Origin of the sequence: Mucispirillum schaedleri ASF457 (assembly GCF_000487995.2) — a bacterium.
Lineage (GTDB): Bacteria > Chrysiogenota > Deferribacteres > Deferribacterales > Mucispirillaceae > Mucispirillum > Mucispirillum schaedleri.
Genome location: NZ_CP097562.1, coordinates 1,325,603 through 1,340,663, shown reverse-complemented (window position 1 = coordinate 1,340,663; position 15,061 = coordinate 1,325,603). Strand labels below are relative to the sequence as shown.

The 15,061-nt window shown below is 31.9% G+C and carries 15 protein-coding genes and 3 tRNA genes; 7 read left to right on the top strand and 11 right to left on the bottom strand.

Annotated elements, in window-relative coordinates; translation table 11 throughout:
- Positions 1–73: 73 nt before the first annotated feature.
- The 4 genes from N508_RS06330 to mtaB all read right to left on the bottom strand — a co-directional run bounded on the left by N508_RS06330 (position 74) and on the right by mtaB (position 4,145).
- Complete coding sequence (locus N508_RS06330) at positions 74–763, bottom strand: toxin-antitoxin system YwqK family antitoxin (RefSeq protein ID WP_023275562.1); 690 nt, start codon at positions 761–763, stop codon at positions 74–76.
- A gap of 22 nt (positions 764–785) precedes the next feature.
- Positions 786–1,391: a 3-isopropylmalate dehydratase small subunit gene (gene leuD / locus N508_RS06325; protein WP_023275561.1), complete on the bottom strand. Its 606-nt coding sequence runs from the start codon at positions 1,389–1,391 to the stop codon at positions 786–788.
- Positions 1,392–1,402: 11 nt separating this feature from the next.
- Complete coding sequence (gene leuC, locus N508_RS06320; RefSeq protein WP_023275560.1) at positions 1,403–2,785, bottom strand: 3-isopropylmalate dehydratase large subunit; 1,383 nt, start codon at positions 2,783–2,785, stop codon at positions 1,403–1,405.
- 94 nt (positions 2,786–2,879) lie between these two features.
- Complete coding sequence (gene mtaB / locus N508_RS06315; protein WP_023275559.1) at positions 2,880–4,145, bottom strand: tRNA (N(6)-L-threonylcarbamoyladenosine(37)-C(2))-methylthiotransferase MtaB; 1,266 nt, start codon at positions 4,143–4,145, stop codon at positions 2,880–2,882.
- A gap of 58 nt (positions 4,146–4,203) precedes the next feature.
- On the opposite strand from mtaB, the gene N508_RS06310 reads away from it, so the two are divergent.
- Entirely contained in the window at positions 4,204–4,722 is a 519-nt protein-coding gene (locus N508_RS06310; protein ID WP_023275558.1) for a flagellar basal body-associated FliL family protein, read from the top strand.
- A 64-nt stretch (positions 4,723–4,786) separates the two neighbouring features.
- Entirely contained in the window at positions 4,787–6,181 is a 1,395-nt protein-coding gene (locus N508_RS06305; protein ID WP_023275557.1) for a PAS domain S-box protein, read from the top strand.
- Between the two features lie 529 nt (positions 6,182–6,710).
- Here N508_RS06305 and N508_RS06300 read toward each other — a convergent pair.
- A complete protein-coding gene (locus N508_RS06300) occupies positions 6,711–7,475 on the bottom strand; it encodes a DNA alkylation repair protein (protein WP_023275556.1) in 765 nt (254 codons plus the stop codon).
- An 85-nt stretch (positions 7,476–7,560) separates the two neighbouring features.
- On the opposite strand from N508_RS06300, the gene N508_RS06295 reads away from it, so the two are divergent.
- The gene (locus tag N508_RS06295; protein WP_023275555.1) at positions 7,561–8,442 is read left to right on the top strand and encodes an ROK family protein; all 882 of its coding nucleotides are present in this window, start codon (positions 7,561–7,563) and stop codon (positions 8,440–8,442) included.
- Here N508_RS06295 and truA read toward each other — a convergent pair.
- The 6 genes from truA to N508_RS06265 form a co-directional block, all read right to left on the bottom strand.
- A complete protein-coding gene (gene truA, locus N508_RS06290) occupies positions 8,439–9,239 on the bottom strand; it encodes a tRNA pseudouridine(38-40) synthase TruA (protein ID WP_023275554.1) in 801 nt (266 codons plus the stop codon). The genes N508_RS06295 and truA overlap by 4 nt on opposite strands.
- Entirely contained in the window at positions 9,214–10,008 is a 795-nt protein-coding gene (locus N508_RS06285) for an energy-coupling factor transporter transmembrane component T family protein (protein WP_040636526.1), read from the bottom strand. Before N508_RS06285 ends, truA begins: the two co-directional genes overlap by 26 nt.
- 83 nt (positions 10,009–10,091) lie before the next feature.
- Positions 10,092–10,322, bottom strand: a complete 231-nt coding sequence (locus N508_RS06280; RefSeq protein ID WP_023275552.1) for a twin-arginine translocase TatA/TatE family subunit — start codon at positions 10,320–10,322, stop codon at positions 10,092–10,094.
- On the bottom strand, positions 10,322–10,534 hold the full coding sequence (locus N508_RS06275; RefSeq protein ID WP_023275551.1) for a hypothetical protein: 213 nt from the start codon (positions 10,532–10,534) through the stop codon (positions 10,322–10,324). The genes N508_RS06280 and N508_RS06275 overlap by 1 nt, the downstream gene beginning before the upstream one ends.
- Positions 10,535–12,043, bottom strand: coding sequence for an apolipoprotein N-acyltransferase (gene lnt, locus N508_RS06270; RefSeq protein WP_023275550.1), 1,509 nt, complete (start codon positions 12,041–12,043; stop codon positions 10,535–10,537).
- 147 nt (positions 12,044–12,190) lie between these two features.
- A complete protein-coding gene (locus N508_RS06265; RefSeq protein WP_023275549.1) occupies positions 12,191–13,042 on the bottom strand; it encodes a hypothetical protein in 852 nt (283 codons plus the stop codon).
- 227 nt (positions 13,043–13,269) lie between these two features.
- On the opposite strand from N508_RS06265, the gene N508_RS06260 reads away from it, so the two are divergent.
- The 4 genes from N508_RS06260 to tig all read left to right on the top strand — a co-directional run bounded on the left by N508_RS06260 (position 13,270) and on the right by tig (position 15,058).
- Positions 13,270–13,342, top strand: a tRNA-His gene (locus N508_RS06260).
- 14 nt (positions 13,343–13,356) lie between these two features.
- Positions 13,357–13,437 (top strand) — tRNA-Leu (locus N508_RS06255).
- Positions 13,438–13,466: 29 nt separating this feature from the next.
- A tRNA-Gly gene (locus N508_RS06250) sits at positions 13,467–13,539 on the top strand.
- A gap of 58 nt (positions 13,540–13,597) precedes the next feature.
- Positions 13,598–15,058, top strand: coding sequence for a trigger factor (tig, locus tag N508_RS06245; protein ID WP_023275548.1), 1,461 nt, complete (start codon positions 13,598–13,600; stop codon positions 15,056–15,058).
- Positions 15,059–15,061 lie beyond the last annotated feature (3 nt).

Below are 15,061 nucleotides of genomic sequence, written 5' to 3'. Positions count from 1 at the left end.
ATATAAAAATTATTTAGAAATTAGTATGTGTAAGCATAAAAAAAGGGCTGTTAAAACAACCCTGTTTATTTTATTAAAAATAGTTGCAACTAACTTCCAGCCCATTTTCCCAGTTTGATATTTCGGCTTTTGTCCATTTTTTGCCATTTTTTCTATCGTTTATACATTCAGCAGATATTAAATGACCGTTATTGTAATGTAATGTAGCCCAGAGCCTTCCATTTTCGCTATAAACTTCAGCAGTTCCATTGAATTGGTAATTTTTAATAGGTCTGTATATATCCATTGCTCCATTTTCTTTATATGAAGTGCAATCACCAATACCATTTTTTACAGCACAATTCATATTAATATTACCATTTTCATAATATACTTTATTTGTTATATCTAATTTTTTATTTTTTAAAACTTCAAAATCAGGTAAACCATCATTAAACATTTCATAAAAATCTTCACTAAATAAACTGTAATCGCTGATATATGTTTCAATCATTGGTTTATCTTTTTCATAATAAAGTGCAATTTTCATTCCACCATTTATTTTGCCATCTTTTAGTTTAAATTGTAATTTAATTAAATCTTCTAGTGCAACACAAAAGACACCAGATGCTGTTGTATCTTTATATATTCCACCTTCTAGTAAATTATTTAATTCTTTTTCAATTTCTTTATCAGTCAATGTATAATCACATTTTTCAGCAGTTGCATAAGAAGGCAGGGCAAGTAACAATAACACTGTTAAAACCATAAATAATTGTTTCATATATTTCTCCATATATCACAGACTAATTAAAGCATTTTGGCGGCAGATTTTTATCCATTTCTTCTATTTTATCTTTATTTTTCATAAGTTCATAGATTGTATCATAAGTTCCGTCAAGCAGACTTTTTTGCAGTGCTGGTTTAATACCTGCTTTATATATTTTATCACCTGCTTTAATTTCTGCTTTTTCAATATCTATAATAACTTCTGTATCAGGATTTTTCTCAATATAAGAAGCAAATTCACTAATTTCTGCTTTTGGCATAGTAATACATACAAGCCCTAATACTGATGAATTTCCATAAAAGATTTCTGCAAAACTTTCAGCAATCACTGCTTCATAACCTGCTCTTTTAATAGCCTGTGGAGCATGTTCTCTTGATGAGCCGCAGCCAAAATTATTGCCGCTTAATATGATTTTCGCACCTTTATATTCTGCTTTATTCATAGGGTGGTCAACAACAGGGCTGCCATGTGCATCAAATCTTTCATCTCTAAAAGCCTGCTCCCCAAGTCCATCAAAAGTAACACAGCGTAAAAATCTTGCAGGAATAATCCTGTCTGTATCTATATCATCGCCTATCATAGGCATTGCTTTGCCTTTTATTTCTTTAATATTTCCAGTCATTTTTATACCCCTTATATCATATCTCTAACATCAGTTACAGCACCTTCAATTGCAGCAGCAGCCACCATTGCAGGGCTTAAAAGCAAAGTTCTGCCTGTTGATGAGCCTTGTCTGCCTTTAAAGTTTCTATTAGAAGTAGATGCAGATATTTGGTCGCCTACAAGTTTATCTGGGTTCATAGCAAGGCACATAGAACAGCCCGGCTCTCGCCACTCAAAACCTGCTTCTTTAAATATAATATCAATACCTTCTTTTTCTGCCTGTTCTTTTACAATAACAGAGCCCGGAACAGCAAGTGCTTTAACAGATTTAGCAACTTTTTTACCTTTTAATATTTCAGCAGCTATTCTAAAATCTTCTATTCTTCCATTTGTGCAGCTGCCTATAAATGCAACATCTATTTTTGTGCCTTTAATAGGTGTGCCTGCTTTAAATTTCATATATTCAAGAGCTTCTTTCATTATATCTGTAGCTGGCTCTGGTATTTTTTCATCTATACCTATCGCCATTTCTGGAGTAATACCCCATGTAACCATAGGTGTTATTGTATTAACATCAAATTTTATAATATCATCATAATGAGCATCTTTATCGCTTGCAGTGCTTTTCCAGTAATTTACAGCTTTATCCCATGCTGCCCCCTGTGGAGCATAAGGCCTGCCTTTTAAGTATGCAAAAGTAGTTTCATCTGGGTTCATATAGCCAACCCTTGCACCACCTTCAATAGCCATATTGCAGATAGTCATGCGGGCTTCCATACTCATTTTATCAACAGCGGTGCCTGCAAATTCATAAGCATAGCCTAAGCCGCCATTTACACCAAGTTTGGCAATAACTGTTAAAATCAAATCTTTTGAATATACACCTTTATTTATTTCACCATTTAATTCTACTCTGCGGACTTTAAATGGAGCAATACTCATAGTTTGAGTAGCTAAAATATCCCTTACCTGCGATGTGCCTACACCAAAAGCAACAGCACCAAAAGCACCATGAGTGGCAGTATGGCTGTCACCACATGCAACAGTCATGCCGGGCTGAGTAAGCCCTTCTTCTGGTCCTACAATATGTATAACACCATATCTGTTATTTTTTACACCAAAAAGCTGTATTCCAAAATCAGAAGTATTTTTTTCAATAGCTGCCATCATTTCTTCAGCTAAGCTGTCTTTAAAAGGGCGGGCAGTATCATCTGTTGGTATAATATGATCATGTGTAGCAAAAGTTCTTTCTGGATGTGCTACAGTTAAGCCAAGTTCTCTAATCATAGCAAAAGCCTGCGGACTTGTTACTTCGTGAAGTAAGTGCAGGTCTATAAACAGCTGAGACTGACCACTTGCAAGAGTGCCTGCAACATGCTTTTCCCATACTTTTTGAAAAAGATTTTTTCCCATTATTTTATCCTCGTTAGCTTAAAAATAAATTTAAACTGCATATTAATACTAAAAATTAAAAAAGTAAAGAGTGGATACTATTTTGCTTAAATTTCTATATAATGCTGTTTTCCACAACTTCACCATAAAGTTTACCATTTTCTACCTTTTTAACCAGCACATTTATAAACTGATTTGGCCCTATATTTTTATCATAGTGGATAAGCATATAGTTTTCTGTATGGCCTTTATTTCCCTTTTCTGATAACACTCTGTATATTTTACCTATAGACTTATTATATAAATTCATAAGGCTTATCTGTCCATGTTTTCTTAAAACTGCGGCTCTTTCTTCTCTTGTTTTAACATCTACTTTATTTTGCATACTTTCTGCCACAGTTCCCTTTCTTTCAGAATATGGAAAGGCATGATAAAATTCTGTGCCTGTAGTTTTAAGAGTTATAAGTGTATCATTAAAATCATCATCTAATTCTTCAGGAAATCCTGCAATAATATCTGAGCCTATTGTTACATTAGGTATAATATCTTTTGATTTTTTTATAATTTTTATATAGTCATCTTTCTTATATTTTCTACCCATCAGAGATAATATTTTATCACATCCGCTTTGTAATGGTATATGCAGATGCGGGCATATTTTCCTGTTATCCTTTATTAAGTATAGCAGCTTGTCATCTATTTCATTAATTTCAATACTTGTAAGCCTTATGCGGAAATCGCCTTCTATTTTTACAAGTTCTTCTAATATATCAGTGATATTTAGTCCTAAATCTTTGCCGTAAAGACCTATATGGATACCTACAAGCACTATTTCTTTATATCCAAGTGATAAAAGTTTTTTAAATCCGCTTATAACTTCATCTTTTGGCATACTTTTTGGGCTGCCCCTAAGCTCTGGTATAATGCAGTATGTGCAGCAGGCATCACAGCCGTCCTGTATCTTAAAAAATGCTCTTGTTTTAGAACTGGTATGAGAAAGCAGTGCTCCCCCTGCAAAACTGCCACGAGCTGCTTTAACATAACCATCAGTTAAATTTATAATATGATTTACAAGCTCACTTTTTGAGCCGTTAGTTACAATAATATCTGCACCATATTCTTTAAGTGCTGCACCTTTTTCTTCAGTTAAGCAGCCTGTAACTATTATTTTTAAATCTTTATGCTCTTTTTTTAATTTTTCTATATAACGGGCTGATTTTTTAGCAGCAGTTTCTGTTACTGCACATGTGTTTATAACTGCTATATCTGCATCCTGTATAGATAAGGCTTCTGTAAATCCCTGTTCTATAAGCTGTGATAAATAATACTGGTTTTCTCCTGCATTTACTTTACAGCCAAATGTGATAAAATATATATTCAATTTATGCTCCCTGATAATTATCTCTTTAATAAAGTAAAATAATATGATATTATTTTATATGAGTAAAGAAAGAAAAGACACAACATACAAAAAATTAGTAAAATTAGTTATATGGCTTTTAGTGTTGACTGCCGCTGCTTTAATTATTTGGAAACTTTATGGCAGGGTAGACCTTAAACGGACAAATTTTTCAAAAGCTGTTGTAAAAAAACAGGAACCTGCTATTTATGATATGTATAGGGTTAGAAGTGAGAAAAAAAATAATAAGCTTTATTATGTCCGCATAAAAAATATATACTGTGATGCTTATAAAATTCGTGAAACAGATACTCCCCGATATTTTAAAATAGATATTGTATTTGAAGCCCATAATAAAAAAGATGCAAAAGCTATAGAAAATATTACAGCACAAACTGTTAATGAAATCAGAAATATTATGAAAAATTATCCTGTTACAGATATTGACAGACCATCTATTATGGCATACATAAAGCGTGATTTGAAAGCAAAGATGAATAATGTTTTAAAAACGGATGCTGTTGTTACAATATATTTTGAGAGTTTTCTTTGTGGCTAGTTTATAAGCTGCTTGACAATAAAGCATTATAATGCTAGCATAAAAGACTTTTGGGGAGAATATAGTGAGACATGTTTATGTAAACCTTCCACATTATGAAGGTGTTGCTAAAGAATTAAACGATAATTTTAAGCTGTGCAGTAAAAATGAAGCACATGCTATTGTTACAGAATTTCCTGATGAATATTCTCCATCTTGCTTTGTCATTATTGTAAAAGATAAAAATCCACACAACGGCAGCTATTTTATAGACAGCTCAAATGATATAAATTTTATAAAAACAGCAGTTCATGCAAGCCTTGATACTTTTTTTATGACAAAAGTAGCTGGTAAATATTCTCAATATATAGAAAAAGAAGGTGGCTTGCAGCGTATTGGCTATTTCATGAATAAAATGGAACATATATTAAATGCGTCACCTGAGAGCATTGTAGAGATAGATTTAACTGGTAACATTTTCTTTTACAATAGAAAGTTTGCAAAAGTATATCAAGATGGTGAGTTTTTAATAGAAGAAAATATATTTAAAATATTTGATGAAAATACAGCAATAGAAGTTAAACGGTGTATGGGAGCTGCATTGCAGGGCTCTGATTCTAATTTTTCAGGCAAACTGATAAATAAAAAAGGGGAAAGCATAAGTATTGCAGGTCATGTTATTGCACTAAGTGATGACAGCTATAATTTTGAAATTATTTTTGATGATATAACTACTAAAATAACAAAAATACTGCAAATGCGTAAAATAGAAGAGCAGTCTATCGTTGCTGGTTTTTCTCGCCATTTGTCCCATAATGTAATGAATGCTTTAACAGCTGCAGGCGGCTTTATCAGGCAGATAAAAGCAAAAACTGAGTCTGATGCTCATATACATAACTTATGGAAGATTGTAGATAATAAACTGCTTTTAATTGAAGAAATAATTTCAGGATATAATGATTATACTCATGCAATATCATTTAAACTGACAGAAAATGTTGATATAAACGAATTTATGAGCCAGCTTGTTATATCTTTGGCTGAGAAGAATGTTGACAGGAATTTTACAGTTTATCTTTATAAAATTACTGACAGTTATGAATTAGAATATGATTTATCAGAAAGCAGACCATTTCATATATTAGGTAACAAGATGTTTTTAAAATTAGCAGTATGCTATATTTTAAAAGACAATATCCGTTATTTTTCTAACTGCCAGCCACTCCATTTTAAAATAAAACTTTCAGCAAACAATGATTTTTTCACTCTGTTTATAGATTTAGAAGGTGTAGAAGCTCCTGATTATATCATAGAGAGTATGTTCAGCCCATGGAAACATACTATGCTTTCTCAAAGTTTTGACTACTGGGGCATAGTAATAGCCGGCACAATAGTTGAAAGACATCATGGCAAATCAAAAGTAGAGCGTATAGAAAACGGATTAAGGTTTACTTTTGAGTTTAAAGCACCTCTTTCTTAATATTAGAATTATTCATAAATTTTAAATAGTATAATTATATGATAATATCTTAATAAGCTGGCAGTTTGTATTAGTTTGTTTTATCTGATATTATATCTGCCAATATTTATTTCCTGCTGCTTACTTATAAAATTTTGGACTTATCCAAAGATTTTGTCATATGTGTCATTTTAAAGTCTTAAAAGTTGAAAAATCTAAATTATGTATATTACAGAAGTGCATAATATATTTAAAACTATCCAGCTTTTTAGATACTTCGCTTAAAAAATCAAGATCAGTAAGACACGGTAGCAGGCTCAGGATGAGCCGTCTTTAGTGAGCGATAGCCGAACTTGTTTCGGCAGAGTGTAATTTAAAAAATACAGGGATGTATTTTTTAATATAAATTTATTAAGATACTTCGCCTTTCAGACTCAGTAAGCAATGGTAGCAGGCTCAGGATGAGCCGTCTTTAGTGAGCGATAGCCGAACTTGTTTCGGCAGAGTGTAATTTAAAAAATACAGGGATGTATTTTTTAATATAAATTTATTAAGATACTTCGCCTTTCAGACTCAGTATCATTCTGTGCCTTTTTTCTTTTGATGAAACTAAAATATTTACTCTTATATCTTCATCTAAAAATTCTATCGCATTTCTAAGCATTATTCTAGGCATAAGGTGGCAGTTTTCATTTATAAATTCAAAGTATTTACTTTCATTATAATTAAAAATATTTCTGCATGCCCAGCCTGCTGCACGCATAACATATTCATCTTTTTCCTGCAAAAGTTCTTTAATATTAATGATAAGCATATCCATATCTTTATCTGTAAGGTGCATTTCTGCAAATACAGCTACACTGCACCGCCTTAAAAGATAATGAAAACTTGTGGAAAATTCATGCAGAAATGATTTATCATTAAACTTGCTAAAAGTATTAGTTGCTATCTGGTCTGCAACTGCCCAGTTAATGATAATATTATTTAATATATAATCTTTTATAATGTATACAATATTTTTTTCTTCAAATTTATAATAATATCTTTTTAAAAGCATACAGGCTATAATCTGCTTTTCAAATGCTTTTGACATAAAAAGCTGATTTATAAGGCTGTAAGTATATTCAGATTCAAGTTTATCAAATTCGGATAAGTGCTTTAAAAATAAGGATTTTAATCTTTTCATTGGGATTCCATATATAGTCTGTGCCTGATTTTTAAGATATATTTTAATATTCTCTATCTTTTTAGCATCAGCATTATTTAAAATAAATTCATCTATTTTTTTATAATACTGCTCAACTGATTTTTTCATAAAAATCCTTTTTTTGTTTACTTTTATGATATAATATCATAAAAAATATTATTATGATAGTTTTTATATAAGGCAGGTTAACATTATGGCAAAAATATTATCACTAGATATAGGTGCATCATCAATAAAAAGTGGGCTTGTAGATATTACAGGCATTATAAGTGAAGAAAAACGGACAATTATAAAAGAAGAATCATACTCTGGCTTTATAGATGCAGTAAAAAGCATTATGGTAGACTTATCTGAAAAGCCAGCAGGTATTGTGGCAGCACTTCCGGGTGGCTATGATATAGAAAATGATGAAATATTTGCACCTAATCTGAATATATTAAATGGAAAACACATAAAAAAAGATTTAGAAGATATATTTAATATAAAAGTAATGGCAGAAAATGATGCAAATTTAGCAGCTTATGGCGAATATGTTTTTGGTGATAAAAAATCAGTAAAAAATATGGTGTTTTGCACATTAGGCTCAGGCTTTGGTGGTGGTTTAATATTAAACGGAAAACTTTTACAGTCACATATTTCGTTGTTTGAAATAGGTCATATTTCTATTGATTTGCATGGCAGGCAGTGTGGATGCGGCAGATGTGGCTGTTTAGATGAATACTGCTCTACAGGCGGCTTAAAAGAGATATATAAAAATATTACAGGAAATGATATTACTCCCGTGCAGTTAGGTGAGCTGGCATCTACTGGTGATACTAATGCATTAAAAGCATTTGACCAGTATGGCAGACTGCTTGCAGGGGCATTTGCAAATATTGCTGCTCTTTTCTGTCCTGAAAAAATAAAGTTTGGCGGCGGACTTTCTGAGCTTGCAGTATATTATACATCAGCTATGGAAGAAGAATTTAATAAAATTATTTTTCCAGCATATAAAGGCAGGGTAAAAATAGAGAGTTCTGTGTTAAAAAATCAGGCAGGTATGGCAGGTGGTGCAGCCTTATTTTTTGGGCTTTAAATTAAATACTTTGCAGGGATACCTTTAAGACCTGCTATATTATCATTATTATAAAATGCTTCTTTTTGATAAAGAGCATAAGCTGGAGCAGTAGGACCTGCCATTCTTCTATCTTTCTGCTCCATAATTGTAAGTATATTTTCAGGATTTAGGTTATCTTTTACTATTTTTAAGGCTGTCCCTGTAATAATCCGCACCATATTATGTAGAAAACCATCTGCATTAATAAGTATGGATATATTCTCATTATCAGTTATCAGTTTTATATAATTAATTGTGCGGATAGTATTTGCTTTTTTTGTCTTTTTCACACAAAATGACTGAAAATCGCAGGTGCCTTTAAAAAAAGCAAGTGTATCTTCTAAATATTTTCTGTCAATATGGTTTCTTATCCATAAAGCACGGTTTATCATAAATGGGTTATGGACAGGCATATTTATTATCTTATATTCATAAGTTTTAGATTTTATAGACTTGCCTGCATGAAAATCTTTTGTAACATCTGTAATTTCAAGCACTGCAATATCTTTTGGCAGCAGGCTGTTTAAAGCCCGCATTAATGTATTATTATCAAAATATTTTGCTGCTGCAAAATTAAATACCTGCCCATAAGCATGGACACCTGTATCCGTTCTTCCACTTCCTGCTATAAGTATTTTGATGCCATAAAGTTGAGAGAGTATATTTTCTATAATATTCTGCACGCCTGTTGCATTTTTCTGTCGCTGCCAGCCGTTATAGTTATCACCGCAGTAGGAACAAAGGCATGCTTTATAATAAATATTCTGCTGCTGCATAAAAAGCACCTGTAAAAATAATAAAGCATGCAAGAAAGCATACATCTCTGGTATTCATTTTATCAAATTTTAAAACATTATCTATATTATTTCTATATAGTGCAGTAATGGAAAGCTGCTCTGCATAGTGAAAAACACGCACAAAAAGTGGAATAATAAATGAATCCATATTAAAAATAAACTTAATCTTATATTTAAATGATTTATTATCTATCCAAAGCCCTCTTAATTTTTGAGCAGTAATAATTTTAGATGCTTCTTCAAAAATCAGTGGAATAAACCTGACGGCTATAAGCATAGAAAGCCCCGTATTTTCCACATTTACTTTAAATATTTTAAAAGGTTTAATAAAAATATATAAAGTTTTAGCTATTTCTGATGGGGAAGTAGTAAGTGTCAGCATGCAGGAATAAGCAACTATCAGCACAAACTGATAAGTGGATAATAGGGCATTATACATTGCTTCTTTTGTGAAATATATAGAAAAGCTGCCATTTTCACCAAAAAAAAGCATTGTAACAAAAATAAATATATATAACATCTTAAATGATTTAATTGCAGAAAAAGCCTGTCTAAAAATCCTGCCTGATAAGAATATCAATATAAACCACATAAACGACATAAAAGCATAAGAATAAATATTCCTGCCAAAATAAAAAATAAGTGCTGCTGAAATAGATATAATAATCAGCTTGTTTAATGGATTAAGTAAATGGATAAGGGAAGGCTTTTCAAGCTCAATATATTTTCCAAAATAAATTTTATTCATAATGATAAAAAAACACATAAAGGCTTTGAGTATTAAACTTTTAAGCCTTTATTATACAAAAAGTATGTTGTGTTTATATAAGACTAAGCGTCTTTTTTTTCTTCAGAGCTGTTTGCAGTTTTAGAAATATCTTCATTTCTTTTTGATGCAATAGGAGTAATATCTGTTGCATCGTCAATATCATTAACAGATTTTTTAAAATTTCTAAGAGCTTCACCCATACCTTTGCCAATTTGTGGGAGTTTTTTAGCTCCGAAAAGTAATACTACTACTAATAGTATTATAATAACCTGCCATGGTCCTATGCTTCCCATTATTTTTCCTCCATATCATCAGACTTATTGTCTTGATTATATTTTTTATTTTTAACAATACTTCTAAGCCATAGTATTAACTTATTAATAGCAGAAACTATTATTTTAGTAAAATACTTTTTTTCAGTATTTAAAAAAGTGTATAATAAAACTAATGTTACAATTGATATTTCAAAGTAATTCAGGCTTATCAGAATATATTTATTATCCATCTAAATTTCCCTTTTTCTTTTTATTTGATAATAAAGCAATGTTATAAGAATTGCAATCCAAATATTGCCCGCTAGGCTGTAAAATGTCATAAAATTAGTTACAGGCACATCATATATCAATATTGCAGGTATCTGTCTGTCTTCTTTTAATGGTATTTTTCCATCAGGCATAATAAAAGCACTTATTCCGTCCTGTGTTGCTCTTGCAACACTTCTGCCATATTCTACTGCACGGATAGTATCCACTGCTAAATGCTGTATCCTGCCTTGATTTTTGCCAAACCATGTATCATTGGATATGATTACAAGCACATTAGCTCCCATTCGGACAGGCTCGCCTGTAAGAGATGAAAATGCACTTTCAAAACATATAACAGGTGCAGCATAAATTCCATTATCAGATGAAGCAAGCACTGCGGCTTTTTCTCCGGGGCTGAACATATCGCCCGGACCAAAGAAAAATTCTTTTACTGGTGCAAGAAGTTTTTCAAATGGAAAATATTCTCCAAAAGGTGTCAGGTGGCGTTTATCATAGTAAGAAAGTGATTTATTATCAATCAGCACCATAGTATTAAAAAGTCTGCTTTTATTATCTATATCTATTCTTCTATCTGCTCCAAAAATAACTGGTGTTTTTTCAGATACTTTATTAAGCACAGACATTATCATCTCAGTAGTAAGCACTTTTGCAGGGTATGAGCTTTCTGGCAGCACTATCAAATCTACGCCAGCATTATAAGCATGTAATACAAGGCTGTTGACTTCGCTGATTATTTGTATTCTGTAATTATTATCCCATTTAATTTCCTGCTGGTATGCTGGCTGCACAACAGCAATCTTTTTAGTTTCTGTATAAGGTATAGGGTTTATGGTCCTGTATATCCCGGGAAGATACATAATAATAACCGCTGCTGCAAGCATATAATAATTTTTTTTATTTTTATAATCTTTTATAATGTAGTATAAAAAGAAATTAATAAGCATAATAATAAAAGAAAGCCCATATTCCCCAAATACTGAAACACTCTGCACTATTAATGTATTTTTATACTGAGACTGAGCAAGATTAAGCCAAGGCACGCCGCCAAAAAAAACTTTGCCTTTAACCGCTTCAAGCATAACAAAAATAAGAGATAATATAATTGGATTTTTACTGATTTTAGCAGCTGTATAAGTAAATGGAACAAAAAATAAAAAGCCGCCAGATACTGCTATAAACATTAATAAACCAAATGAAGCAGGCAGTGGTGCACCGCCAAAATATCCAAAAGTTATCATCATCCATGAAAGACATATAGACCAGTATAAAAATCCAGCCAGCCAGCCGCAAATTACAGAGTGGCTTTTTTCTGCATCCAATGCAAATAAAAGTGGAATAAAAGCAAAAAATACGGTAAAAGAAAATCCAAAACCTGCTGTGGAAATTATTAAAAGCAAAGCAGATAAAAGAGTAAGCAAAACCTGCCCATACCATTTATTTATAAAATTATACATTAATTCTTTATTCATAAAATAACCTTAAAGATATAGTATTTTAAAAATATAATATTTTTAGGTTATATAATAAAACTGTAATTTTTAAAAGAGTTATTTTAATATGTAAAAAATGCGGCAGAATAAAACTGCCGCATATCATAATCTAATAAAATTGATAACTTAATTTGTTTGAAGCGGATATCTATTGCTGCATGCTGTGCCATCAGCTGCTGTTCCTGTTCCTGTAATATACAGGTATGTATATTTGCTTGTTCCATCAAGTCCATTTACAATAATTCTATCAGATGCAGGACCTGAACATAAAACAGGGTTAAATATAATTTCAGCTTTTGCAGATACCTTGTTATCTTTTAATTCCCACCGTGTAACTGTTGAATTAAAAGTGCCGCCTGTTGATGTGCTTGAATAACCACCTGATAAATAAGTGTCTGATACTGCAGTAATTGTTATGTTATTAGTTCCAGCTGTATCAAAATCAATATATTTTTGAGTGCCTAATTCTTTAATTTCACCAGTTTTTATGATATTTTCAGGTGATGAAGTAACAGTAATAACAGGGTTTTCACTGCTGCATTTAGGTAATATATTTGCATCATCTGTTACAACAGCATTAATTGGTATTCTCACATCTGCACCACCAAAAGTATCTGTAACTATAAAAAGCTCACCACTTATATTTCCTTTACACATTGGAGTAAAAGAAAGGGAAAACTGACCTGATGTTATCTGATTTTGATACATTGTTTCTAGCGTATTTTTTGCATCATCAATATTAAGACCTAATATATCACTCTCAACATTACAGCGGCTTGTTACAAAACCGTCAGTATTAACAGTAAAAGATGTAGTTTTTTTAGTTTCACCAGCTTTTACTGTGACAAAATCATAAGAAGCAGGGTAAACATTAATAACAGAAGCTGGTGTTAAAGGTGATAAAACTTTATCATTTGAATTATCTTCACCGCAGCCCAGCAAAATAAGGGGCAGTATTAAAAAAAACAGTTTTTTCATGATAAACTCCATTAATTTTATCAAGAAGCTTCTTTTTGTCGACAGGCTCATTTTATCATGGGGGGGGGAATGTCAAGTATTATTTTTAAATTTATAAAAATTAAAAATATTGTTTGATAAAACAGATTGAAAGCCATAAATATATTTTATTACATAATTTAAAAAATTTTTACTTGACAATGATAAAAAAAAGTATTATAAACCTTAACTCTAATGAGAATAATATGGTGGATGTAGCTCAGTTGGTAGAGTCCAGGATTGTGGCTCCTGTTGTCGCGGGTTCAAGCCCCGTCATCCACCCTTATTAAAATTACGCGGATGTGGCGGAATTGGTAGACGCGCTAGACTTAGGATCTAGTGTCTTCGGCGTGGGGGTTCGAGTCCCTTCATCCGCATACACAATTTAGTCATTTCTTGCATATAAGCGGGTGTAGCTCAGCTGGTAGAGCGTGACCTTGCCAAGGTTGAGGTCGCGGGTTCGAGTCCCGTCACCCGCTTTTGTTTCTAACATTCAATAATACATATATTACTTTATATTTATTTTAAGGAGTCCTTATGAAAGTTCAAGTTAATGATGCAGAGCGTTCCCAAAAAGAGCTTTTGGTAGAAATACCTTATGAAGTTTTTGAAACAGCAGCAGATAAAGAGCTGGACACACTGCTTCCAAAAGCAAAAATACACGGTTTCCGCCCAGGTAAAGCACCTAGAGAAATTGCTAGAAAACAGTTTTCCCATCAAATTAAATCACAGGCTATTGAAAAAGTTATAAATGAAGCAGTGCAGGATGCATTAACATCTAATAATATAATGCCAATATCTCAGGCTCATATATCTGATGTAGTGTTTGAAGAAAACAAGCCTATTACTTTTACTGCAAAAGTTGATGTTTTCCCAAAAGTTGAGCTTAACAAATATAAAGATTTTAACTTTAAAAAAGTTACTGTAGAAATCAGTGATGCTGATATTGAAGATGCTCTTATCTCTTTGCAGGAAAGAGATATGACTTATGAACCAGTAGAAAACAGAGATACAGTTCAAAAAGGCGATGTAACAGTTATTGATTTTGAAGGAAAAAAAGATGGTGTTGCTTTTGAAGGCGGCACTGCAAAAGATTTCTCTTTAAATATTGGCAGTGGTCAGTTTATTCCCGGTTTTGAAGACAGTGTTATAGGTATGAAAAAAGGTGAAACAAAAGATTTAAACCTTACTTTCCCTAAAGAATATAACAATGCAGAATTAGCAGGACAAGATGTTGTTTTTACTGTTACAGTTCATGAAATAAAAGAAAAAATTAAGCCAGAAATCAATGATGATTTTGCTCGTGATATAGACCCTAACAGCAAAGGTCTTGATGATTTAAAAAGCAAACTAAAAAAAGGCTTGCAGACAGAAGCAGATAAAGCTACACAGTTAGAAGCTTTTGGTCAGATTTTAGAGCAGATTGTGAAAGAAAACCCATTTGAAGTGCCATATTCATTTGTAAAAGAGCAGTCAGACCGCCTTGCTTTTAATGCAATGAACCAGTTTTATCAAATGGGCTTAAACCCTGAACAAGTTGGTATTTCTTTTGAAATGATGGCTCAAAGATACATTTCTCAGGCAGAAGAACAGGTAAAACAGGCTATTGTTATTAATGAAGTAGCTAAACTTGAAAATATTGCAGTGGAAGAAGAAGATATTAATAATTTTCTTTCTTTCCATTCAGAACTTCAAGGCAGAACAGTAGAAGAAATCAGAAAAGAGCTTGAAACACAAATGCAAATGGAATCTGTCCGCAATGATGTTTTAGGCGATAAAGTTTATAAATTTTTAGCTGGTGTTAATAAAGCTGAAGAAACTAAAATGACTAAAAAAGAATACGAAAAATCAAAAACTGCTGCAACAGAAAATTCTGAAAGCGATAAAAAAGAAGAAAAAACTAAGAAAAAAACATCTGCTAAAAAAGCAGAAACAGAAGCTGAAGAAAAACCTAAAAAAACTAGAACTTCTAAAAAGAAAGAAGAAACAGCAGATTAATAT